At 69.9% G+C, this 22547-nt stretch carries 15 protein-coding genes; 5 read left to right on the top strand and 10 right to left on the bottom strand.

Annotation, left to right across the window (positions count from 1 at the left end; translation table 11 throughout):
* Positions 1–86: 86 nt before the first annotated feature.
* The 3 genes from F4561_RS21025 to hisS all read right to left on the bottom strand — a co-directional run bounded on the left by F4561_RS21025 (position 87) and on the right by hisS (position 6972).
* Complete coding sequence (locus tag F4561_RS21025) at positions 87–2552, bottom strand: LuxR C-terminal-related transcriptional regulator (RefSeq protein ID WP_312885414.1); 2466 nt, start codon at positions 2550–2552, stop codon at positions 87–89.
* Positions 2553–2994: 442 nt separating this feature from the next.
* Positions 2995–5433 (bottom strand): ATP-binding protein, encoded by a 2439-nt coding sequence (locus F4561_RS21020; RefSeq protein ID WP_184581082.1) that lies wholly within the window; start codon positions 5431–5433, stop codon positions 2995–2997.
* 216 nt (positions 5434–5649) lie between these two features.
* Positions 5650–6972 carry a histidine--tRNA ligase gene (gene hisS / locus F4561_RS21015; RefSeq protein ID WP_184581081.1) on the bottom strand — a complete coding sequence of 441 codons (1323 nt, stop codon included), beginning with the start codon at positions 6970–6972 and terminating at the stop codon, positions 5650–5652.
* Positions 6973–7896: 924 nt separating this feature from the next.
* Here hisS and F4561_RS21010 point away from each other — a divergent pair.
* Entirely contained in the window at positions 7897–8511 is a 615-nt protein-coding gene (locus F4561_RS21010) for a GTP-binding protein (RefSeq protein WP_184581080.1), read from the top strand.
* A 92-nt stretch (positions 8512–8603) separates the two neighbouring features.
* On the opposite strand, the gene F4561_RS21005 is transcribed toward F4561_RS21010, so the two are convergent.
* Complete coding sequence (locus tag F4561_RS21005) at positions 8604–10184, bottom strand: glycerol-3-phosphate dehydrogenase/oxidase (protein WP_312885413.1); 1581 nt, start codon at positions 10182–10184, stop codon at positions 8604–8606.
* A 409-nt stretch (positions 10185–10593) separates the two neighbouring features.
* Between F4561_RS21005 and secA2 the strand changes: the two genes are divergently transcribed.
* From secA2 to F4561_RS20985, 4 genes are all read left to right on the top strand, one after another.
* Positions 10594–12894, top strand: a complete 2301-nt coding sequence (gene secA2 / locus F4561_RS21000; RefSeq protein ID WP_184581078.1) for an accessory Sec system translocase SecA2 — start codon at positions 10594–10596, stop codon at positions 12892–12894.
* 576 nt (positions 12895–13470) lie between these two features.
* Positions 13471–13740: a DUF6406 domain-containing protein gene (locus F4561_RS20995; RefSeq protein ID WP_184581077.1), complete on the top strand. Its 270-nt coding sequence runs from the start codon at positions 13471–13473 to the stop codon at positions 13738–13740.
* Between the two features lie 553 nt (positions 13741–14293).
* Positions 14294–14887 (top strand): Uma2 family endonuclease, encoded by a 594-nt coding sequence (locus tag F4561_RS20990; protein WP_184581076.1) that lies wholly within the window; start codon positions 14294–14296, stop codon positions 14885–14887.
* Positions 14888–14938: 51 nt separating this feature from the next.
* Positions 14939–15244, top strand: coding sequence for a Dabb family protein (locus tag F4561_RS20985; RefSeq protein WP_184581075.1), 306 nt, complete (start codon positions 14939–14941; stop codon positions 15242–15244).
* A gap of 337 nt (positions 15245–15581) precedes the next feature.
* On the opposite strand, the gene F4561_RS20980 is transcribed toward F4561_RS20985, so the two are convergent.
* The 6 genes from F4561_RS20980 to F4561_RS20955 form a co-directional block, all read right to left on the bottom strand.
* On the bottom strand, positions 15582–15950 hold the full coding sequence (locus tag F4561_RS20980) for a hypothetical protein (RefSeq protein WP_184581074.1): 369 nt from the start codon (positions 15948–15950) through the stop codon (positions 15582–15584).
* Between the two features lie 656 nt (positions 15951–16606).
* Positions 16607–17683, bottom strand: coding sequence for a cytochrome d ubiquinol oxidase subunit II (locus tag F4561_RS20975; RefSeq protein ID WP_184581073.1), 1077 nt, complete (start codon positions 17681–17683; stop codon positions 16607–16609).
* A 25-nt stretch (positions 17684–17708) separates the two neighbouring features.
* The gene (locus F4561_RS20970; protein WP_184581072.1) at positions 17709–18959 is read right to left on the bottom strand and encodes a cytochrome ubiquinol oxidase subunit I; all 1251 of its coding nucleotides are present in this window, start codon (positions 18957–18959) and stop codon (positions 17709–17711) included.
* A gap of 530 nt (positions 18960–19489) precedes the next feature.
* Positions 19490–20155: a response regulator transcription factor gene (locus F4561_RS20965; protein WP_184581071.1), complete on the bottom strand. Its 666-nt coding sequence runs from the start codon at positions 20153–20155 to the stop codon at positions 19490–19492.
* On the bottom strand, positions 20152–21372 hold the full coding sequence (locus F4561_RS20960) for a sensor histidine kinase (protein ID WP_184581070.1): 1221 nt from the start codon (positions 21370–21372) through the stop codon (positions 20152–20154). Before F4561_RS20960 ends, F4561_RS20965 begins: the two co-directional genes overlap by 4 nt.
* A 157-nt stretch (positions 21373–21529) precedes the next feature.
* Positions 21530–22378 (bottom strand): spermidine synthase, encoded by an 849-nt coding sequence (locus F4561_RS20955; RefSeq protein ID WP_184581069.1) that lies wholly within the window; start codon positions 22376–22378, stop codon positions 21530–21532.
* Positions 22379–22547: the final 169 nt, after the last annotated feature.

Here is a 22547-nt window from a genome sequence, read left to right as displayed (position 1 = left end):
CCCTTGCACATGCATTGACGTGTGCAGTTGCATATGTAGTTTCGGGGCCGCGGCGGGAGTGCGCGGACCAATCGGAGGTCGGAGCGTTATGGTGCCCCGGATGTTTCCCCGGGGTCCTCGTTGTCCTCGCTGATCCAGGTCGCGATCTGCTTGCGCGATCGGAATCCGGTTTTTCGATTGATGTTGGCGATGTGCCGCGCGACCGTGGACTGTGTGATGAACAGTGCCGCGGCGATCTCGCGGTTGCTGCTGCCCCCGGCGACGTGCTGCGCGATCTCGCGCTCCCGGCGCGTCAGGATGTCTGTGGACGGGGCGGGCCCGGGCGGAGCCGGCGTCCGGGGACGCGGCACCCGGCCGGCCTCCGCGATGCGGAGCGCCATAGCGACAGCCTCGTCAATGCTGAGTTCGTATCCCTCGTACCACCACGACGACTGCTCACCGGGTCCGGACTCGGGGATCTGCTCCTGGTGCGGCCGCAGTGACCAGAAAGTGGGCAGCCCGATGGACTCCCGGATACCGGTGGACGCCCCCGAGAGCCTGTGCGCGCCTTCGGTGAAGCCGTCGCTGGCGGCCAGTTGTGCGACCGAGGCCAGCGACCGCGCCACTCCCGCCCGCTGCCCGGTGCTCTGGCTGAGGAGCAGGCTCTCGCTGAGGTAGTCGTAGGCCTGGGCGGTGGCGCCCTGGGCGTGTGCGATCCGGCCCACGCCCGCCAGGCAGCGGGCCAGCTCGGGCACAACACCGATGTCGCGCTGGATGTCGAGCGCCTCGCGGTAGCAGCGGTCCGCGGCGTCCAGGTCGTGCTGCGCCTCGGCGACGATCGCGTGGCCGACCAGCGTGCTTCCGACGCCCCACCGGTGGTCCATGCCGCGCTGGATCAGCAGCGCCGTGCTGTAGAGCATGTCGGCGCTCGGATAGTCGCCCTGGCGGGCAGCGAGGGCTCCCTGGACGCTGAGGGCCATGGCCTCGTACCACAGGTCGCCGTTGTCGCGGGCGAGATTCAGCGCCTCGGTAAGCCGTTCGGACGCGCGCTCGTTGTCGTCGGCGCGCATGTCGGTAAGGGCGAGCAGGTTCAGCGTGAGAAGCACGGACTCGGTGTCGTTGGCCGTGCAGCACAGCCGCAGCGCCTCCTCACCGGTCTCCTTGGCGAGCTGGAAGTCGTACCGCAGCCAGGCGATCTCGGCACGGCGAGCCAGCACCCGGCCGTGCAGGGGGCCGCGCTCGTCGTCCATGCGCAGGAAGAGGTCACTCCAGAAGGCACCCTCGCTGAGCCGGCGGTCACTCACCCACAGGCGGTGCAGGCCGGCGCACATGCGCAGCCCTTCCTCGGCGTCGCCGCGCTCAGCGGACCAGTGCAGCGCCCGGAGCACGTTGTCGTACTCGGCGCCGACGCGCTGCCAGACACTGTGCCGCTCCGCCCACGGCATGGCCCGGCCGAGTACCGCCACCCGCCCCAGCTCCTCGACGAGGCGCATCATCTGCTCACGGTGGCGGATGCGGGTCGTCTCGACCTCCGCTGTTTCGGTCAGGCGCTCGGCGGCGAACCGGTGGACCGCCCGTGGCAGCTGGTAGCGGACCCGGCCCTGGTGCTCCCCGGTGAGGGTGATCAGCGAACGGTCGACCAGGGTCGAGGCGGCGTCGAGAATGTTGGCCTCGGGAAGCAGGTCGTCCGAGCACACCCGTTCGGCCAGCTCCAGGTCCCAGGTGGGGAAGATCGCGAGCCGGCGGAACAGCGCCTGCTCGTCCGTTCCCAGAAGCGCGTGGCTCCAGCCCAGGACGGCGTCGAGGATCTTCTGGCGGTCGGTGCTTCGCCCGTTCCCGGTGGACCGCGGGAGATGCCCGGCGAGCAGATCAGCGATCTCGTTCAGTGACCCGTGCCGCGCCCATGCGGCGACCAGCTCGATGCACAGGGGGATGCCGTCGAGGCGGTGGCAGAGATCGGCGATCGTCCGAAGCTGGTGCGGACAGACCGTGGAACCCGGTCCCTGGAAGCGCTCGATGAACAGCCGGACGGCCTCGGAGTCGTTGAGGGAGGGCTCGTCCGTGCGCTGCGGTAGCGCGAGAGGCGGTACGGACCAGATCGCCTCGCTCCCGATGCGTACCGGGTCGTCGCTGGTGAGCAGGAGGGAGATCGACGGGTTGGCGTCGAGTAGCACCCGTCCGACAGCGGCGACATCACCGGTGACCTCGTCGCAGCCGTCGAGGATGAGCAGCAGGTGGCGCCCGCGAAGCGCGTCGACGAGGGTTCCGGCCGGTTCGCGGCCGTTCTCCTCGACCACGCCCACAGCCTGGGCGATCCGTGCGATGACCTCCTGGCGGGTGGTGGCCTCGGCGAGCTCGGCGAACCACACTCCGTCGGGAAAGGACGCGGTGGCCTGCGCCGCGACCCGCAGCGCCATTCTGGTCTTGCCTATTCCACTAACGCCACACAGTGTCACCACGCGGTTGGAATCCAGCAGCCGGAGCAGATCGCTGAGATCGCGTTCCCGGCCAACGAGATTGGAGGTCTCTGGGGGAAGATTCTGCCGCGCTGGCGCGGACTGTGGTGCCATCATCAGATCATCCTGAGGGGGCCACCGGCTTCAATCGGTGGGGGAATCAGGTTACCCGCGTAGCGGGACAGGGAAAGCCGGATTGCCGCTGGGCGATACGGCGTTCGCTACAACCTGCGTTGGGTATGCTTACGAAATTAGTATCAGGGCCGGGCTGGTCCTTCCTGTCGCCTAAACGACGATAGGAGAAGCCCGCGACTTCAGTCGCGGGAGGAGTCACGGCCTTCACGCGAGTAGGCGGTCGGGGGATGCTCTCCCCCTTCCTGAGATGAAGGCGTTTGGGGGGCGGGGACGCGGGCCGGTCGTGGTGCCTCTGTCTTATTAGGTGTTCCGCCCCCCATGCAAGTGGTCCCCGGCCTCAGTCCGCGCGTTCGGTGGAACTCGCGAACGCCCGCAAACCCGGCTTGGACGGACGTTCTCGGGCCGCCGCGGAAACGAGCCGGCCTCAGGTGAGGCCGTGTCTGCGGGCCCACTCAGCGAGCTGGGCGCGGGACGAGAGCGCCATCTTGCGGAAGATGTTGGCGATGTGCCGGGCCGCGGTGGCCTGGCTGATGATCAGGTTCTCGGCGATCTGCCGGTTGGTCAGGCCCGCCCCGACCAGTGCCGCGATCTCCTTCTCGCGGCGCGTCAGCACCGGGGCGGGGGGTCTGCGGGGTGCGGGGAAGGCCAGCGCGTTCTCGATCACCTGGCCCAGTGGGAGGGTGCGCCACATCTCCCACGCCTTTATGGCGGTGTCGCGGGACAGGTCCTGCTCGATCCGGCTGAACAGTTTGCCCTCGCGTGCCCAGGGCTGGCCCAGCGCCGACCGCAGCGAGCTCGCGGCGCCCGTGAGCGACGCGGCGCGCTCCATCTGCCCTTCGGTGATCGCGAGTTCGGCCAGGGCCTCCAGACCGCGGGCCACGGCGATTCTGCGCCCGGAGCGCACACTCATCCGCAGGCACTCGGCGAGCCGTTCGCGGGCCGACGCGATGTCGCCGCGGGCGACGTCGACGTGGCCCAGACCGGCGGTGCACCGGGCGGTCTCGGGGGCCACGCCGAGCTCGTCGAAGACCTGCAGCGCCTTGTTGAGCCGCCCGGACGCCGTGTCGAGATCACCGCGCCGGAGGGCGGTCATACCAAGGGTGTTCAGGCAACGGGCCTCGTTCCACCGGTCCCCGATGCGCTCGGACACGGCGATGGCGCGCTCCAGGAGTCTTTCGGACTCGCAGATGCCGCCACGCCGCGCGGCCAGGTGCGCGAGGACGCGCAGCGCTCCGATCTCGGTGATGTGGGCGGGAAGCCGGACGGCGAGGTCGAGCGCCTCGTTCGCGTGGCGTTGCCCCGCCTCCAGGTCGTCGCCGGTGCGCTCGGCGACGATGGCGAGGGTGAGCAGCGCGTTGCCCGCCGCCCCGGGGTCGTTGGTGCGGTGGGCGGCGTCCAGAGCCTGCCTCGCCGCCGCGCTGACGGTGTGCGGCGCCTCCACGCTGAGCGCGAGTTCGGCGTACACAGCGAGAGCGCGCGTGCGGACCGCCGATGGCTGCGCGTCCGCGTCGGTGCCGAGCAGCTTGCGCAGGTACGCGGTGCCCTCGATGACCAGGTCCCGGACGATCCAGTAGGAGCGCAGTGCCGCACTGACCCGCAGCCCGCCCTCGATCCGGCCGTGGTCCAGCGCCCAGGAGAGGAGACGTTCGGTGTTCTCCCGGAAATGGTCCTGGCGGTGCAGGAGGCGTTTGCGTTCTGCCCACGGCAGGGGGGCGCAGGCGGCGTCCTCGGCCGCCTCCAGCCGGGTGACCGTGCTGCGCAGGTACCGGTCCCACAGCGCCTCCTGCTCACCGGACGCGGCAAGCCGCTCGGCCGCGTAAGCGCGCACTGTGTCGGGCAGCCGATAGTAGACGGTGCCGTCGGCCTCGGCGTCCACGACGACCAGCGACTTGTCGAGCAGGGAGCTGTGCAGCTCCGGCACCTCCGTGTCGCCGATGGGGGCGCCGTTGCACACGTCCTCGGCGAGGTCGAGGTCCCACGCGGAGAACACCGACAGCCTGCGGAACAGCACGCGTTCGCGCTCGGTCAGCAGCGCGTGGCTCCACTCCAGGACTCCCCGCATGGTGCGCTGGCGGGCCGGCAGCTCCCGGTCGTTCGTCGCGAGAAGCCTGAACCGGTCGTCCAGGCGGTGCAGGATCTGCTCCGCGGAGAGCACCCGGACCCGTGCGGCGGCGAGCTCGATGGCGAGGGGGACACCGTCGAGCATTCGGCAGATCTCGACGACGTGGCCCGCGTTCTCCCGGGTCAACTGGAAACCGGTGCGGGCCGCGTGCGCGCGGTTGATGAACAGCCGGACGGCCTCGTAGCGCAGGGCGTCGCGGCGGGGGAGGGGCACGAGGGCGCCGCCGCGGGCTTCGGTGGGTGTCGGCCGGACCGGCATCGAGAGCGGAGGGACCCGCCAGACGCACTCTCCCGCCACACGCAACGGCTGCCGGGTTGTGGCCAGGATCCGTACGTTCGGGCAGTGTTCCAGGATCTCGCGGCACAGCTCGGCGATCGGCTCGACGGCCCGCTCGCAGGTGTCGAGGACCAGCAGAACATGCTGCGGTCGCAATGCGGTGATGATGGCGTCGGTCGCGGCGCGGTCGGGGTTCTCCATGACCCGCAGGGCGCGCGCGACGGTCCGGCCGACCTGTTCGGTGGTGGTGGCGTCGCTCAGGTCGACGAACCGGGCGCCGTCGTCGATCCGGTGCATTAGCCGTTCGGCGACGTTGACGGCCAGCCGGGTCTTGCCGATGCCCCCCGTCCCGGTGAGGGAGACCAAGCCTAGATTGCCGAGGAGTTGGCAGATGTCGGATACGTCGCGCTCGCGTCCGATGAAGTCGTCCGCGGGACTGGGCAGGTTATGGGGGGGAGGTGACATAGCCTCGTTCACTGGGCAACCGCGTTTCCGGAGCTGCTCAGACGCACCGGGAGCGCTGCTCCGGCGCGGACGTGAGCCCGGGCGTCAGTCTTCCACCCGGAACCAGTCGTTGTCTGCATAGTGTCCGGTTCTGGGCGGCGCTGGGCACCGCGTCACACCGCCGGCGGTCGCGTGCGCACGCTTTTCCCGCTGTGTGGGGGCACGGGAGTACGGCGCTCACACCGGTCGGGTCCAGGTGGCGGGGTCGGCGTCGCCTTGTTCCCCTGTTGCCATGTCCTTCACCTCGTGCGGCTTGCCGTCCTCGAACGGGGGGAACCAGACGAAGGGGATGCCCTTGCGCGAGGCGTACTGGATCTGCTTGCCGATCCGGGACGCCTGGTGGAACACCTCGGTGTTGAAGCCGCGTTCGCGCAGTGTCGTGGCGGTACGCAGCGCCTCGTCGCGGCGGTCGGCAGCGGGGACGGCGACCATGACGTCAGTGGGGCAGCTCCGTCCCCCTTCGACGCGTCCTTCGGCGACCAGCTTGGCGAAGATTCGGGTCAGGCCGATCGAGATTCCGACCCCGGGCAGGTTGCGGCGGATGAACTGGCCCGCGAGATCCTCGTAGCGGCCACCGGCGCAGATGCTGCCGTAGCCGGGGTCGTCGTCGAACCCGGCCTCGTAGACGGTGCCTGTGTAGTAGTCGAGGCCCCGGGCGATCGACAGGTCGGCCACGACGCTGCCCGAGGGAAGGTCCGACAGCGAGTCCAGGACGAACGCGAGTTCGTCGAGCCCTTGGGTGAGCAGGTCGGACTGCACGCCGAGGCGGCGCACGTCGTCGACGATCGAGGAGTCGGCCCCCTTGATGCGGGCGAGCTCCAGGCAGACCTTCACCTGCTCCTCGGTCAGGCCGAGCTCGCTGGTGAGAATGTCGCGGACACCGTCCTCGCCGATCTTGTGCAGCTTGTCAACGGCGCGGATCACCGCGAGTGGTTCGCCGATGCCCAGGCCCTCGTAGCAGCCCTGGAGCACCTTGCGGTTGTTGATGCTGATCGTCCAGGCGGGAATGTCCAGCCCGGACAGCACCTCGTGCGCGATGCGCGGCAGCTCGGCGTCGAAGTGCAGGGGTACCTGGTCGACGTTGATCACGTCGATGTCGCACTGGGTGAACTCCCGGTACCGGCCCTCCTGCGGGCGCTCTCCGCGCCAGACGCGTTGGATCTGGTAGCGCTTGAACGGGAACACCAGGTCGTTGAAGTGCTGGGCCACGTAGCGCGCCAACGGCACGGTCAGGTCGAAACGCAGCCCCAGCTTGGCATCGGAGTCGTCGCCGCTGTCGGCCTGCAGCCGGTGCAGCGTGTACACCTCTTGCGAGGTCTCCCCTTTGGCCAGCAGAACGTCGAGATTCTCCACCGACGGTGTCTCGACCGAGGCGAACCCGTAACGTTCGAACCCGGCGCGGATATGGTCCAGCCAGCGCTGTTCCACGGAACGGATCTCCGGCAGCCATTCCGGGAAGCCGCTGATGGGTGTCGGGCGGATGACGCGCTGGTCGGACATGGGGATCGGGTGGCTCCTTGTGCCTGGTGCCGTGCGTGCGGACCAGCTTAGTGACTCCATCCAGCGACTGACGCCGCGGGCTTCTCCTGTCGTCGTTCAGGCGACAGGAAGGACCAGCCCGGCCCTGCTATCAATGGCAGAAATATACCAAACGCAGGCTGTGGCGAACGTCGTATCGCCCAACGGCAATCCGGCTTTCCCTGTCCCACTACGCGGGCCCCCTGATTCCCCACCGGCGCAAGCCGGTGGTCCCTCGGGAGGATCTGATGGTACGCCCTCGGCACCCGTGGCCCCGAACGGGAATCCACCGCGCGCGGCGAACGCCCACCGGCCCGCGCGGACGGTGCGCGGGCCGGTGGGCCAACCGGACACCATGGAGCCAGGGCCGGGCCGGACGGCTCGAAGTCGCGCCGCCGGAGTCCGGTCGCAGGCTCGTTGTGTCCCGAGGACCATCGCGCCGGATGACCGCCGGTTGCCGCGTGCCAGGAAGTGCGAGCACGGTCACCGCTTGAAGGGCCTTGTCTCACGGTAGACCCCGCGGGCAGAGGCGCCCAGCATTCCCGGCGGCCGGAATGGGACGCTCACAAATTCATAAAGGAAATTTCGTGCGGTACCGGTCGCGACCGGGTTCCCGTAGGCCCCCGCGCCGGGGGTTTTGCTTGGTCAGTAGGGTTGCGCGTGTGCTACGCGTCCGCTGACGCATAGGATGATCGAGGACCAAGGTCCTCTCGCCTCCCTGCCGGGCGTCCCCCAAGATCAACAAGAGAGAATCCTGGGACGTCCGGCGGCCCTAGCGAACGGTGTTAGTTTCGCTGCCTGGCGCCCGCAGGCGATTGAGTTGCCCCCACCCCCTCTGACTGCGCAGTGTTCCGCCCCGGGAACGACCTGCGTTTGAGCCAGTGTCTTTGAGGACTGAACTGACCCGTGAACGACTCTCCCCAGCTCTCCACCAAGATCATCGTTGCCGGCGGTTTCGGCGCTGGCAAGACAACGTTCGTGAGCACGGTGTCGGAAATCCCGCCGGTGCGCACCGAAGCCCTCGTTTCGGCCGCGAGCACGGGGATTGACGACCTCTCCCATACCCCCGACAAGACGAGCACCACCGTCGCCATGGACTTCGGGCGGATCTCGCTCGATACCGACCTTGCTCTCTACCTGTTCGGCACCCCGGGCCAGCAGCGGTTCTGGTTCATGTGGGACGACCTCGTGCGCGGCGCGCTCGGCGCGGTCATCCTGGCCGATGTCCGCCGTCTCGACGAGTCTTTCCAGGCGCTGGACTACTTCGAGAAGCAGTACCGCGTTCCGTTCATGGTTGCGGTCAACACCTTCGACAACGCGCCCCTCTACGGGATCGAGGACCTGCGGGACGCCCTCGACCTCAACCCCGGTACGCCGATCGCGTGGTGTGACGCCCGCGACCACAACTCGGTGGTCAGTGTGCTGGTCACGCTTGTCAGACACTCGATGGCGGTCGAGGCGCGGCGCCGCCAGAACCTCGACCCCTGGCCCGGCGGCGCGGGAAGCCCCGCACCGGCGTAATCGCGATCGCGCGGGGGCAGGCCACTGAACGCGGCCCGCGGACGCCGAGCGGCGTCCGCGGGCCGCGTCGCGTGTGCCGCTCCGCTGCCCGGTCAGCGTGCCAGCGGCTCCAGGAGCGCCGCGGTCCGGTCGCGCACCTCGCCGGTGTCCAGGCCGCGCACCGTGACAGTGGTCCGGCGGCGCAGCACGTCGTCCACGGTGACCGCCCACTCGTGCTCCCGGGCGTAGACCACCTGCGCCCAGATGTCGGGGCCGTCGGGGTGTACGCGCTCGCCCAGGGCGGGGTCCGCACGCACGAGCTCGGCGATGTCCAGCGCGACGTTGCCGTAGTGCGAGGCGAGGTGGCGCGCGACGAGTGGGTCCAGCCGCGCGGGCGGCTGCCGGTCGGCCAGCAGCCGGTGCGCGACGGCCTCTGGCTGGCCCAGCCCGGGCAGCGGGACCGTCCGTAGGGGCGGGGCCATGTCCTCGGAGAGCGGGACCGAGCGCTCCTTGCGCAACCGGTCGAGCACCAGGCGGCCGATGTGGCGGTAGGTCGTCCATTTGCCGCCCGCGATCGAGAGCATGCCGCCGCGCCCGCGTGTCACGACGGTCTCGCGCTTGGCGGCGCTGGTGGACCCGCCTCCAGCGGGGAGCACCCGCAGCCCGGCGAACGCGTAGCGGATCTGCGCCGGATCGAGGACGTCGTCGCTGATGGCGGTGCCCGCTTCGCCGAGGATCTGGTCGATGTCGCGCTGCAGGACGCCGACATCCGCGGGGTCCCGGGTGTACTCCTCGTCGGTGGTCCCCAGCAGGAGGTGCCCTTCCCACGGGATGGCGAAGGACACCCGGTGGGTGTCCAGGGGGATGGTCAGCGCCGCGCGCCACGGCTGGTCGGTCTTGAGGACCACGTGCGCGCCCTTGGACATCCGCACGCTCGGCGCGGCCGCCGGGTCCTCCATCCTGCGCAGGTGGTCGACCCACGGGCCGGTCGCGTTCAGCACAAGTTGCGCGTTGACGCCGAACTCCGCGCCGGTGACCGTGTCGCGCAGGTCGGCTCCGCAGACCCTGCCGTGCGTGGTGCGCAGCCCGACCACCGGGGCGTGGTTGAGCGCTACCGCCCCTGCCTCGACAGCGGCGCGGACGGTCATGATCGCGACGCGGCTGTCGTTCATCTGGTGGTCGTGGTACGTGGCGACGGTCTTCAGGTCGGCGGTCCGCAGGCCCGGAGCGAGCCGGCGGGCGCGCTCGGGCGAGACGACGCGGCCCAGGCCGTCGCCGAACGCCGACAGCGCGGAATAGAGGAACACCCCGGCCGCCGTCTTCGCCGCTCCGTGCGGGCCGCCCTTGTACACCGGGACCAGGAAGGGCATCGGGTTGACGAGGTGCGGGGCGACGTCGCTGGAGAGGGCGCGCCTCTCCCGGTGGTTCTCGGCCACCAGCCTGACATTGCCCGTCTGCAGATACCGGAGCCCGCCGTGCACCAGCTTCGAGGAGGCGCTGGAGGTGGCGCCGGCGAAGTCTCCGGCGTCGACCATGGCCACCCGCAGGCCGGCCTGGGTGGCCTGCCACGCCACTGACGTGCCGAGGATGCCGCCGCCGATGACGAGGAGGTCGAACGGCCCGCGGGTGAGCTCCGAGCGCGCGTGTTCGCGGGCCGGGTGGACAGGCTGGGGTGTCGTGTTCCTCGTCGTCACGTGGTCTCCCTGTGCGAGCCGGGTGGAGGTGGACCGGTGCTGCCCGTCGTGGAACGTCGCGGCGGCCCATCTCGCGCAACAGCGGTGTTTATGTCGACCATTATGCGACATTATCGAACGATTGGCCATGATGGCGGGACGGGAATGCGAGCGTCGCCGGTGGTCGCGGTGCTGGGTGGGGTCCGAGGTGTGCGGTGCGAGCGGTAGCCAGGCGGGTGCGGGAGGAGTGCTGACTCCCAGGACGGGGGAGTGGGGCCGGCCGCGGGGCTCGCGGTGGCTTCGACGCAATAGTGCGACAATGTCGTAAGAGCAGGGATGGGTCACGACTTCCCCCAAACGCGCGATCAAAACCGGTGCGAGGGAACGCAAAGGGACTTCGCGGCGTTACCCTTGCGTGGTGTTCGGACGAATGGCTGAGAGTGTCCGCAGGCTCCTGGGCAAGCCAGGCGCTGTGGACCTGCGGCCCTATACCAAGCTTCTGGAATCGATCGAGGCCCGTGAGCCGGATCTGCGCGAGCTGACGGACGCCGAGCTGACGGAGAAGGCCGTCGAGCTCGGTAACGCCGAACTGCCCTACGAGTCCGCGGACCTGGTCGAACTGTGCGCGACCGGACGCGAGGCCGCGCGGCGCTCCCTTGACGAGCGGCCGTACGACGTCCAGCTCCTTGGGGTCATGGCGCTGCTCGACGGGCACATCGCCGAGATGGCCACCGGTGAGGGCAAGACCCTGGCGGGGGCGCTGGCCGCGGCGGGGTTCGCACTGCGCGGCAAGCGCGTGCACATCCTCAGCGTCAACGACTACCTCGCGCGCCGGGACGCCGAGTGGATGCGCCGGCTGTACGACCTTATGGGCGTCACTGTCGGCTGGATCGGGGAAGAGTCCACCCGCGAGGAGCGCAGGAAGGCCTACGCCGCCGAGGTCACCTATGCCTCGGTCAGCGAGCTCGGTTTCGATGTGCTGCGCGACCGGATGGCCACTGACGAGGACGACCGCGTCGTGCCCGAACCCGAGATCGCACTGATCGACGAGGCCGACTCCGTCCTGGTGGACGAGGCCCGGGTACCTCTGGTGCTGGCGGGCGCCGCCGAGAGCACCGAAGCCGACGTCGAGATGGCCGAGATCGTACGGACCCTCAAGCCCGGGATTCACTACGAGGTCGACGACGAGGGGCGCAACGTCCAGCTCACCGACGCCGGGATCGACGCCGTTGAGGACAAGCTGGGCGACGTCGACCTGTACGACGAGGACGACACGTCGGTCCTGCCGCGCGTCAACCTGGCCCTGCACGCACACGTGCTGCTGCAGCGCGATGTGCACTACGTCGTCCGCGACGGCGCGGTGCGGCTGATCAATGAGTCGCGTGGCCGCATCGCACTGCTGCAGCGGTGGCCTGACGGCCTGCAGGCCGCGGTCGAGGCCAAGGAGAAGGTCGAGGTGAGCGAGACCGGCGAGGTGCTCGACTCGATCACCGTGCAGTCCCTGGTGGTGCGCTACCCGACCCGTTGCGGCATGACCGGTACCGCCATGGCGGTGGCCGAACAGCTCCGCGAGTTCTACGAGCTTGAGGTCGCGGTCATTCCGCCGAACAAGCCGAACATCCGGGTCGACGAGGACAACCGGCTCTACGCCTGGCGCGAGGAGAAGGAGGACGCCCTCGTCGCCGAGGTGGCGTCGGTGCACGAGACCGGCCGCCCGATCCTCATCGGCACCCAGGACGTCTCAGAGTCCGAGCTGCTGGCCAAGAGGCTGGCCGACGAAGGGCTGGAGTGCGTCGTCCTGAACGCCAAGAACGATGCCGACGAGGCCGCCATCATCGCCGAAGCGGGCACGTACGGCGCCATAACGGTCTCCACTCAGATGGCGGGCCGGGGTACCGACATCCGGCTCGGCGGTAGCGAGATGGCTGACCGCGAGCGCGTCGTCGAGGCCGGCGGGCTCTATGTCATGGGCTTCGGCCGCTATCCCAGTAGCCGCCTCGATGACCAGTTGCGCGGGCGCGCTGGGCGGCAGGGCGACCCTGGTAGCTCGCTCTTCTTCGTGAGTCTCGACGACGACCTGGTCGTGAACCACGCGTCCGAGACGCGCGGCTACACCTCCGAGGCCGATGGCGAGATCACCGAGCCCGCCTGGCGGGAGATGGTCGACCACGCCCAGCGGGTGGCCGAGAGCCAGATCCTGGACATCCACCGCAACACGTGGCGCTACAACCAGTTGATCGACGTGCAGCGCAGCGTGGTGCTGGAGCAGCGCGAGGAAGTGCTGTGCAACTCGCTCGGCGACCGCCAGCTCGCCGTCGATTGCCAGGCCACACACAGCGAGCTGGTCGAGGAGGTCGGCGCCGAGGAGGTCGCGCGGGCCGCCCGGCTGGTCACACTCCACCACCTGGATCGCGGCTGGACCGAGCACAACGCCTTTCTCGCCGAGCTCAGGGAGGGCATCCACCTGCGTTTCCTCGGGCGGCGCGACCCACTCGACGAGTTCAACCGCGATGCGGTGCCGGCGTTCAAGGGTTTCCTGGACGAGGCGCGCACCCGCGCCGCTGAGACGTTCAGCGAGCTCGAAGCGCGGGACGGACACATCGACATCGCGGCCGTCGGCGTTAAGCGCCCCTCGATGACCTGGACCTACATGGTGCACGACCACCCGTTCAGCTCGGCCCTGGAGACCGTTGTGGGCAAGCTCAAGGGGCAGGGACGCGCGAGCGGATAGGCACCTCGTGGCCCGAAACTCCCCCATAATCGCCGAAGACGGTGGACGAACGGGGGGATTCCGGCGCACGATTATCCGGTAGCGTCCCCCTTGCCGGGGGGCGGAGCGTCGGGAGGTGACCGATGCGCGCAGACCGCGCCGCTCCATCGCCGCTCGCCGGAGGCGGGGCCGCGACACCCGCCGGCGGAGGCGCACACCTCGCTCCCGGCGCGCGGCGATTACGGATTTCCGAGTGAGGCGAACCGGTTCGGAGCTGTGGTTGCGCCATAACGGTCGGTGCTGGACCGCGGAATTCCGGTACCCGATCCGTTCCGTAAAAGGGGCGCTCGAACGAGTATCCTGTACTGGCTCGGCCACACCCGTACGGTTTCGCGTTCCGTTTGGCCGAAAGCCCCTGAGCGGAAGCTCGGGCGGGATCCTGGCGAAACCTCCTATTCATCTCCCGGGCGTATGCGAGTACGCGGAAAGGAGTAGGATTCCGAAGTATCCGCGCATTTAATCCATGGTCCAGTGACCGGTTCCGGATTGGCGTTGCTATGACTCAGGTTTATCCGGATTGTAGAGGAAGAGTCGCGCGTGGCCCACGAAGTAGGTGCTCAGGAGAAGATCACGTACGGGCGGAACGACAGGTTCGAGGGTGGGCCCGTGGGAGGAGGGCGGTTCTGGGTTGACGACCAGGGGCGCCCGGCAGCGAAGATTGGCGGGCCGTACGACTGGCGGCCCAGCAACATGATCGACGTTCGGGTCGGTGACACGTTCACGGTCGGCGGGCAGACCTGGAAAATCACCGATATCGTCGATCCCGATTCCCCCGACGCCTATCTGCTCGCGATACGGGTCATGTGACCCGGAAGCACCCCCACTGCTTTTGCGAAATCCCCGTTGATCCTGTCGAGAGCGCGTCGCTGTTCCCGCTCCCAGCCCGGGCCGGGGCCACTCAGCCCCAACATCGCGGCCTCGGCCTCTCGATGAGATTGGCGGGGATTCCCGTGCGCGGAGTCCCCCGGCGGGCGGCCGGCGCATCCGGCGTTCCCTGCGTTTCCGCGGCTGTTTCGGTGGTGTACGCCCCGCCTTGTTGCGCCCTGGCCGGAACGGGCAGCGTTGAGTTCCTCACGCGGCGAATCGAGACATTCCGGTTATCCAATTAGTCTGCCGGCGTGACCTGCGGGCCGTTACCGTCAAGAGTGCATGGTGTGCCGTGCGCGGCTCGAAGCCCCCGAAACCCGCCGCGAGCGGTCGCGCCTCCCCTCGCACCAGCGACCGGGCCCAGGGGCTGTCCCCCGCTCCTGGGCCCGGTCTTGCGCTGAGCCGGACCCGGCGGGCACCGTTCTCTCTGCCGGTTGTCTCACATGCGTACCGCTGGCCGGATAGCATGTTCCACCGTCGGAGGGGAATTCCCATGGTTGTGGAACTACCGGAACGGCCCAACACGAACGAGCGGAAGCTGCGCAGGTTGGCCGAAAGCCTAGATGTTCCCGAGGGCTACCGAGTGGAGATCCTCGGAGGGAACATCGTCGTGTCGCCACATGGCTCAAGCGTGCACTCGATCACGATGATCCAGATCGCGGAGCAGCTGGGCCGGCAGCTCCCCGACGAGTTCGAGCGGCTCGTCGAGTACGACGTCGAGTCAGCCGACGATCACGACTACGAACCGGCTCCCGACGTCGTGGTCGTGCCGCGGCCGGTCGTCGACGAGGACCTGCCCCGTGTCGAGGCCGACGCGGTGGAGATGGTCGTGGAGATCGTCTCGCGGGGTAACTGGAAGACCGACCACACGACGAAGACCGCGGTGTACGCGCGCTGGAACATCCCGATCTACCTGCTCGTCGATCCCCGCGAGGGCTCGACGGTGCTGCACCATGACCCCGATCCAGCGCGGGGCGAGTATCAGGCCACGCACCGGCAGCCCTACGGGGCGACGGTGGAGCTGCCGGACCCTCTTGGGGGAGTGCGGATCGATACGTCGGGGTTCCGGCTGTACAAGTCGCGCTGACCGGCCGTCCCGGTGCGGGCGAGCCGCCGCGGCCGAGATAGGTTCGTGCGCATGGGAATCAGACATGTCGCGTTGTTCCGCTGGGCCGATGGGGTTACGTCCGACCAGATCGCGGAGGTGGAAGGGGCACTGGAGCGGTTGCCCGCGGTGATTCCGCAGCTCCGCGGCTACACCTTCGGGCGCGATCTCGGTATCAGCGCGAATACCTACGACTTCGGGGTGGTGGCCGACGTCGCCGACGAGGACGGCTTCACCGCGTATCGGGACCATCCCGACCACCAGGCCGCCAGGGAGATCATCGTCTCGCTTGCCGTCGACCGCGCCTCCCTGCAGTTCGCTATCCCCGACCCGGATTAGACTCTGTTCTCCTTCGCGAGCCACTGATGGGGGATGCCGCAGGGTCCGGCCGGATCGTCGCCGCGTGATCGACTTATGTGCCGGGTTTGATGCGAATACCCGAAACAAATTCGGTTTCGGGTATTGCGCTAGAACCGGTTCCATTAATACTTTCGGTGCCGAGTCGGAGCCTCTTGGTGCACCGGCACGCCGTGGTCCGCACGCGGACCTGGCGGCAGGATCGCGTCACCTGCCGGAGATGGATCGCGCCCTGTCTCCGGCGGGTGGCGTCTGCCCGCTGGGTGCGTGGTCTGTGCGGTCGGTCGCTCCGTGGCAGTGGGCGGTAGCCGCGGTGCTGTCAGCTCAGTGTCCCGGTCATCTCGCGGATGGTCGGGCAGGGCCAACGCAGCATGCAGCAGTTGCACCGCTGTATCGGGGGCGCCGCGCCGCTGGTGAGGCCGCCGGCATCGCGCGGATGGTGCAGGGCGAGCAGCCGCAGGCAGAGATCGGCGAACGCGATGCTTTCCTGCCGGGCGTTGGCGTAGAACGCGACATCGTTGATGCGCAGGAGTGCGCTCTCGGAGATCTGCGGCGGGAGTCCGACCGTTTCCGGCCCCCACGGCACGGCCTTGGCGGCGCGCTCGCGAATGCCTTCGGCGTGCAGTCGGAGCCGTTCGTGCTCGTCGTTCTGTCCCGTCGAGGACGCGTAGATACTCGAAGTCGTCATTGTGACCATCCCCCAGGCCGAAGTTTCTGCGCCCCGACCCCACTCTCTGTGACTTTGGGTACAAGTACTGCTTCGTATTGTGACAACACGGTGGGGTGGGCGCGTTGTGGCACGCCGGGCCGCGCGGCCTCGGGGTATGGAGTGCCTGCCGCCCCGGGGTCTGGGACCCGTGCCCGGCGTGCGTCCATCAGTGGGGACGCACGCCGTGGACACGAGCGCACGGGCCGTCCCGGGGGGCGTGGGACGGCCCGTGCTCGGGGGCTGGACGGTCGTGCGGCGGGGAACACCGCCCTACACGAGGATGGTGGGCCTGCGGCTAGCCGCAGTTGCCTCCGCACTGGCATGAGCCGCCGCTCTGGCAGCCGCAGCCGCAACTGGGCCCGCAGCTACAGCCGCCTTGCGCGTGGGGGGTCGTTGAGGACAGAGGCATGGTCCCTCCAGATGTGCCGTGTCCTTCCGCGGGCGCGGTCACGCCGTTCCCTGGCTGGGCAGGGCGGACGTTTGTGCGCGCTCAGTACCAAATGTGATCTTCCCGCGACACCAGATCACCAACCCCAATGGCCGGATGTGGAAAATTGCGGTTAAACGCGTTTGGTGCGGCGGGATCCTGAGTACATGGAGATCCCACCCCGCGAATGCGTCCAGGAGCCCGGGGTTTAGGCGAAGAACCCCGTCGAGGCGGCGGGCCGGCGCAGCATCCGGTACAGCCACACCTGACCAAGAAGCATGACCGGAATGAGCGGCGCCAGCGCGTAGCCCAGCAACGCGAGAGTCTCCTGCGGCGCCGCGACAACGGGAAGGTCCACCGCCAGCGCTATGGCCACCGGAGGTGCCGTCATAGCCAGCGCCGATGTGTGCCGCGACAGCCGCGGCCCCCACAGCCCCGCGGTCGCCACCAGCGCCAGCGCGAGTCCGGCCGCCACGGCGGCGCCCTCCAGTGGCCGGTCCGGCGGTGCGGTCCCGGGCAGCACCGTTGTGAGGGCCGCGAGCAGCAGTGCCACCACAGCGCCCCGCGCGAGGTGTCGGGTCGCGCCCGCCGCGACGTCGGCACTCTCGGCAATGTTCTCCCGGGAGGCGGCACCGGCGGTTGCCGGCGCCGCGACCGCGGTGCCCACGCTGGAGGCCGCGGTGCGGACGTCCGAGGAACCGGGCCCGGCTTCCCGGGCCGTCTCCGCCGCGCCGGCCGCTCCCGCCGGTCCGAGCGGCTGGTGCGGCTCGTTCGGCACCAGCCGCTCGGCCCCGAAGGCGGCCCCGCGGAGCGCGAAGAGCAACGCGACGGTCACCGCGCAGGCGATCCCGAAGAGGGAGAGCGGTCGGCCGCCGCTGAGCAGCCCGCCGACGACCAGCCCCCATCCCAGCGCCAACGTCCAGCTTCCCGCGGTGATCGCCGCGTCCCACACGCCGCGCCACGCCGCGTGGTCCGCGCGCGGCCGCAGCCACAGGCCCGCGTCGCGCCACAGCCATCCGGCCAGGATCGCGGTGAAGACCGGCCACTGGGCGACGATGACCTCACTCTTCACCGCGGGGAACAGCCCCGCGACGACTCCGACCGCCCCGACGAGCCACACCTCCGTGCCGAGGAAGTACGGCGCGGTCGCCGATACCAGGCGGCGGCGCTCGCCGGGGGTGCGCGCCAGGTAGGGCAGCAGCATGCCCAGGCCGATGTCGCAGCCCGCGAGCACGAAGTACCCCACCACCAGTCCGGCGAGTACGAGTACGGCGGCGATCTCCATTGGGACTCCTCACAGTGAGGCGGGCCTAGAAACGGTGGACCGGGAGCTGCGGATCGGACTCGGGCGGCTCCGGCCGGGGCGCGAGTGGCCCGCCCTCGGGGCCGCGCCGCGCGAAGCGCACCAGCAGCCAGTACGTGACCGTCGCCAGGACCGCGAAGGCGGCGGTGAACAGGGAGAAGGAGAGCACCGCCATACCGGGCGACATCTGGGTCATCGCGTCCGCGGTCGTCAGGTGGTGGGTGACCGTCCAGGGTTGGCGCCCGGTCTCGCGGAACACCCACCCGCTGACGCTGGCGATATAGGGCAGGAACGGGGAGAACACCAGGACCCAGTGGAACCACCGCAGCCGGTGCAGGCGGTTGACCAGCCAGAGGACCAGCCCGACAGCCGCGACTACGGCGATGATCATCCAGCACATCGTCATCAGCGCGTGCCCGATATCCCCCACGACGCGCGCCGCACCACCGCTGCCGTAGTCCTGCTCGATGCGCGCGATCTCCGCGGCGCTCAGCGACTGCCCGGACGTCGGCGGTTCGTTTCCGAAGAGGGAGTACTGCGTGCCGCCGACGGCCGCCACCGGCATGATCGCCACCGCCGTGACGGTGAGACCGCTGGTGATCCCGCGGCGGAACATCCCGCCGGGGTCGTGGCCCCGCGCGAGGTGGTAGGCGCTCACCGCCGCCACGGCGAGGCCGCCCAGCAGCAGCGCGCTGGTAACGATGTGGCCGAACGCCAGCAGCGTCGAGGGGTTGCTCAGCAGCGCGCCGGAGTCGGTGAGCACGGCCTCCCCGTCCCGCATCTCGAAACCGACCGGGTTCTTCAGGAAGCCGTTCGCGACCAGCACCCAGTACGCCGACGCGTACGCGGTGGCGGTCACGATGACGAAGCAGGCCAGATGCGACCAGCGGCTCATCCGGTCCCACCCGAAGATCCACAGCCCCAGGAACGTCGACTCGATGAAGAACGCCGCCATCGTCTCGACCGCCAGCGGCGCGGAGAACGCGTAGCCGAACATGTCGTTCAGCCCGCTCCAGTTGGTCGCGAGCTGCAGCTCCATGACGAGACCGGAGAGCACGCCCATCCCGTAGTTCACCAGGTAGAGGCCGCCCCAGAAACGTACCGCCCGCATCCGGGCCTCATCACGCGCGATCGTGGCGCGAAGCTGGCCGAACAGGATGAAAGGGGCCAGCCCGAGGGTGAGCGCCACGAACATGTAGTGGGTGCCCGCTGTCAGCGCGAACTGCAGTCGCGCCAGCAGCAGGGGATCTTCCAGCATGGGGTGACTCCTCGGCGCCAGTGCGGTCTCCTACGGAACCTGATCGTCACTGGAGAACGCCCCGCGCCGCATCGCCCCGGAGGAGGCTCTCGCCCTACGTCCGCGGGAGGTATCGCGCGCCCGCTGCTAGCGCGCCAGGCGTAGGGGGCATCCCTTGGGGGTTCGACTGGGGCGCGGAGTCCGTCGGGGATCGCGATCATCGGTGCTGGCCGCGGACGGTGCGGCGAGGGGCCGGTGGCGGGCCGGCCCCCAGCGGTCGGTGCGGGTGCCCGATAGTCACGCGCCCGACGAGAGCAGCGAGGGCGACGCAGGGCTCTGGGGGCGCTTCCTGGTTTCTCCCGGCACGGGGCTCGGGACCTCCGAGCCCGCCCCCGCATGTCCGCTACGCCCGGTTTCCGCGCCGATCTTGCGGATTCCGTTCCTTTATCGCGCTACAAAGGAACGGAATCCGCAAGATCGCCGAGGAGCAGCGCCGCCGGGCGGGGGTACTGACACCGCTCCGGAGGCCGCTTCGCAGTGTCGGCGGCGCGTCAGTCGAACCAGCCGGGGGTCACGAGGCTCGTCTCGTAGGCGATAACTACCAGCTGGGCGCGGTCGCGCGCCCGCAGCTTCACCATGGCCCGGCTGACGTGCGTCTTCGCTGTCGCCGGGCTCAGGACCAGGCGCTCGGCGATCTCCTCGTTGGTGAGCCCGGCACCGACCAGCGCCACGACCTCGCGTTCCCGCTCCGTGAGCTCGTTCAGCCGGGTGTCGGGTTCCGGGCGGCGCGGCCGGCGGGCGTAGTCGGCGATGAGCCGGCGGGTGACGTTCGGTGAGAGGAGGGCGTCGCCACGGGCGACCACCCGGACGCCCTGCAGCAGGTCCTCGGGCTCGGTGTCCTTGACCAGGAACCCGCTCGCCCCCAGCCGCAGCGCCTCGAAGATGTACTCGTCGACGTCGAACGTCGTGAGGATGACGACGCGGGTCCCCGAGAGGTCGGGGTCGGTGACGATCCGTTCCGTCGCCGCCAGACCGTCCGTTCCGGGCATCCGGATGTCCATCAGGACGACGTCGGGCCGTTCGGACCGCACCAGCCGTACGGCCTCGGCGCCGTCGTCGGCTTCGGCCACGACATTGATATCGGCGGCGCTGTCGAGCAGTGCGCGGAACCCGGCGCGCACCAGTGCCTGGTCGTCGGCGAGCAGTACCCGGATCACGTGTCCTCGATTCCGTTGTCCGGCAGGCGCGCCCGGACGCGGAAACCCCCCTCCTTGACCGGAGCGGCGTGCAGATCCCCACCGAGCGCGGCGGCGCGCTCCCGCATGCCGGCGATCCCGTTGCCGGACACGAAGCCGTATGGCGCGCCGGAACCATTGTCCTCGATCTCGACGGCCAGCGCCGCCTTGTCGTAGCGCAGGCGGACGCTGATCGCCGTCGCCCCGGCGTGTCGCACGGCGTTGGTCAGCGCCTCCTGCACGATCCGGTAGGACGCGGCGTCGGTGTGCGCGCCGAGCCGGCGGGGTTCACCCTCGCTGCGCAGGTCCACGTCGATCCCTGCGGCCCGGGTCCGTTCGACCAGCTCGGGGATGCGGTCGACCCCGGCTGGAGGGGAGCGGGGCGCCGCCTCGTCGGCGGAACGCAGCGTCCCCAGTGTGGAGCGCAGCTCCTGCAGCGTCTCCTTGCTGGCGGTCTTGATGGTCGACAGCGCGTCGCGGGCACGTTCGGGCTCGGAGTCCATCAGGTACAGGGCCGTACCCGCCTGCACATTGATCAGCGAGATGTTGTGCGCGATGACGTCGTGCACCTCGCGGGCGAGCCGCACCCGCTCGTCGGCGCTGCGGCGGCGCATCTCCTCCTCGCGGGCGTGTTCGGCCTCCTCCCGGCGTGCGCGCTGTTCCGAGTTGTACTCGGTGCGCTTCCGCGCCACCTCGCCCGCGACGAGCACGACGAGCATCCACGCGAACATACCCGCCGCGTACTCCAGACGCGGCGAGCCGAAGGCGACCGCCTCCCAGATGTGCACGATCAGGAACTGGGTGAGCCCGAGCAGCCATCCCAGCCACCGGTATCCGCGCGCCACGGCGGTGTAGAGCGCGAAGGCCCCGGCGACGATGACGGCGCCGTCGGGATGGTTCAGCGGGTAGTAGACGGTCGCTGCGCTCGCCGACACGGCGGCCACCGGAAACGGGTACACGTTGCGCACCGCGAGCGGGACCACGGCGAGCGCGATCAGCGCCAGTCCCCACGGCAGCAACGGCTGGTTCTCGCTGGCCGGGGCCGCCAGGTCGGCGTACATGGTGCTCAGGCCGACGAAGAACCCGAAGGCCAGCGTGAGCAGCAGGTCCTCGCGGGAAACGCGCCGCCCGGTCCCGCGTGTACCGGGACCCGGGGGCGAAAGGAGCCGACCGAGGGCTCGCTGCAGGTGACCGCGCATCGAGGTCCACGCTACGTCGGGCGGGTAGTGCCGGCGCGTCCCCCGGACGGAGACCGTTCGCGGCGTGGACTACTCCCCAGGGAGTAGCCGGCGAGATCCCGGAGAGCCACGGGGCCGTGCCAACGCGCGTCGGCGCGCCCGCACCGCATGCCGGGCGTCACCGCGCGAACGCGCCTTCGGGTGGCTCCGGGGAGTCCTCCGCGGTGGCGTCGTGTACCGGAGGCGCGCCGGCGACGAAGTTGCGCAGCTCGGGGCCCGCGAGCACGCGCGCCATGTCGGGGTCGCGGTGGGCGCGGTGGGCGAGCGTGTCAACCGGCAGTGCCCGGTCGGAGGCGACCAGGACGAGGTTGCCGAAGCGGCGCCCCCGCAGCACGCTGGGTTCGGCGATCAGGGCCACGTCGGCGAGGACCTCGGCGGCGGTGGCGACCTGCGCCCGCGTGTGCGCCAACCCTTTGCCGTCGCCGATGTTGGCCGCGTACACGCCCCCGGGGCGCAGCACTCGCGCGCACTCGGCGTGGAACTCCGCGGTGGTGAGGTGGCCGGGAGTGCGCGCCCCGGCGAAGACGTCGCGCACGACCAGGTCGGCGCTGCCATCGTGCCGCCGCTCCAGCCAGGCGCGCCCGTCGTCGACGCCGGCGCGCACGCCCGAGCGGCGGTTCAGCGGGAGGTCGCGGCGCACGAGGTCGAGCACTCGCTGATCGTTGTCGACCGCCCGTTGCCGCGATCCGGGCCGGGTGGCCGCGATGTAGCGGGCGAGCGTCAGCGCGCCCGCGCCGAGGTGCAGCGCCTCGATCGCCCGACCGGCCGGTGCGCACAGGTCCGCTACGTGGCCGAGCCGCCTTACGTACTCGAAGTCGAGGTATGTGGGGTCGGCGAGGTCGACGTGGGACTGCGGGGTGCCGTTGACGACGAGGATCCACGCACCGTCCCGGTCGGCGTCGCGCAGGAGTTCGATGCGCGGTTCCTCGTCCTGTTCCGGCGCCACAGGCGCCCCTCGCGTGTCCATACCCCAACGGTACGGGCCCGGCCTCGCCGGTGGACCGCGGAACCGGCCGGTGGGCCAGCCGCGACCACCGCGGCGTCGCGCCTGCCCGCGAGGGACGCGAAACGAGCGGCCCTGGGGCCACGGGGTCAGTCGGGGCCGCATACGGCGGAACCAGGGGGCGCGGCGAAAC

Origin of the sequence: Lipingzhangella halophila (assembly GCF_014203805.1) — a bacterium.
Lineage (GTDB): Bacteria > Actinomycetota > Actinomycetes > Streptosporangiales > Streptosporangiaceae > Lipingzhangella > Lipingzhangella halophila.
Note: the sequence above shows the minus strand (reverse complement) of the source record. Positions and strands in the feature narration are given on the sequence as shown.

What these genes read in the sequence shown, in the direction of transcription:
- hisS (WP_184581081.1), bottom strand. Translation starts at nt 6,972, where the DNA reads ATGTCCGACCAGCGCGTCATCCGCCCGACACCCATCAGCGGCTTCCCG.
- secA2 (WP_184581078.1), top strand. Translation starts at nt 10,594, where the DNA reads ATGGCTGAGAGTGTCCGCAGGCTCCTGGGCAAGCCAGGCGCTGTGGAC.
- F4561_RS20985 (WP_184581075.1), top strand. Translation starts at nt 14,939, where the DNA reads ATGGGAATCAGACATGTCGCGTTGTTCCGCTGGGCCGATGGGGTTACG.
- F4561_RS21020 (WP_184581082.1), bottom strand. Translation starts at nt 5,433, where the DNA reads ATGTCACCTCCCCCCCATAACCTGCCCAGTCCCGCGGACGACTTCATC.
- F4561_RS20980 (WP_184581074.1), bottom strand. Translation starts at nt 15,950, where the DNA reads ATGACGACTTCGAGTATCTACGCGTCCTCGACGGGACAGAACGACGAG.
- F4561_RS20970 (WP_184581072.1), bottom strand. Translation starts at nt 18,959, where the DNA reads ATGCTGGAAGATCCCCTGCTGCTGGCGCGACTGCAGTTCGCGCTGACA.
- F4561_RS20955 (WP_184581069.1), bottom strand. Translation starts at nt 22,378, where the DNA reads ATGGACACGCGAGGGGCGCCTGTGGCGCCGGAACAGGACGAGGAACCG.
- F4561_RS21025 (WP_312885414.1), bottom strand. Translation starts at nt 2,552, where the DNA reads ATGATGGCACCACAGTCCGCGCCAGCGCGGCAGAATCTTCCCCCAGAG.
- F4561_RS20990 (WP_184581076.1), top strand. Translation starts at nt 14,294, where the DNA reads ATGGTTGTGGAACTACCGGAACGGCCCAACACGAACGAGCGGAAGCTG.
- F4561_RS20960 (WP_184581070.1), bottom strand. Translation starts at nt 21,372, where the DNA reads ATGCGCGGTCACCTGCAGCGAGCCCTCGGTCGGCTCCTTTCGCCCCCG.
- F4561_RS20975 (WP_184581073.1), bottom strand. Translation starts at nt 17,683, where the DNA reads ATGGAGATCGCCGCCGTACTCGTACTCGCCGGACTGGTGGTGGGGTAC.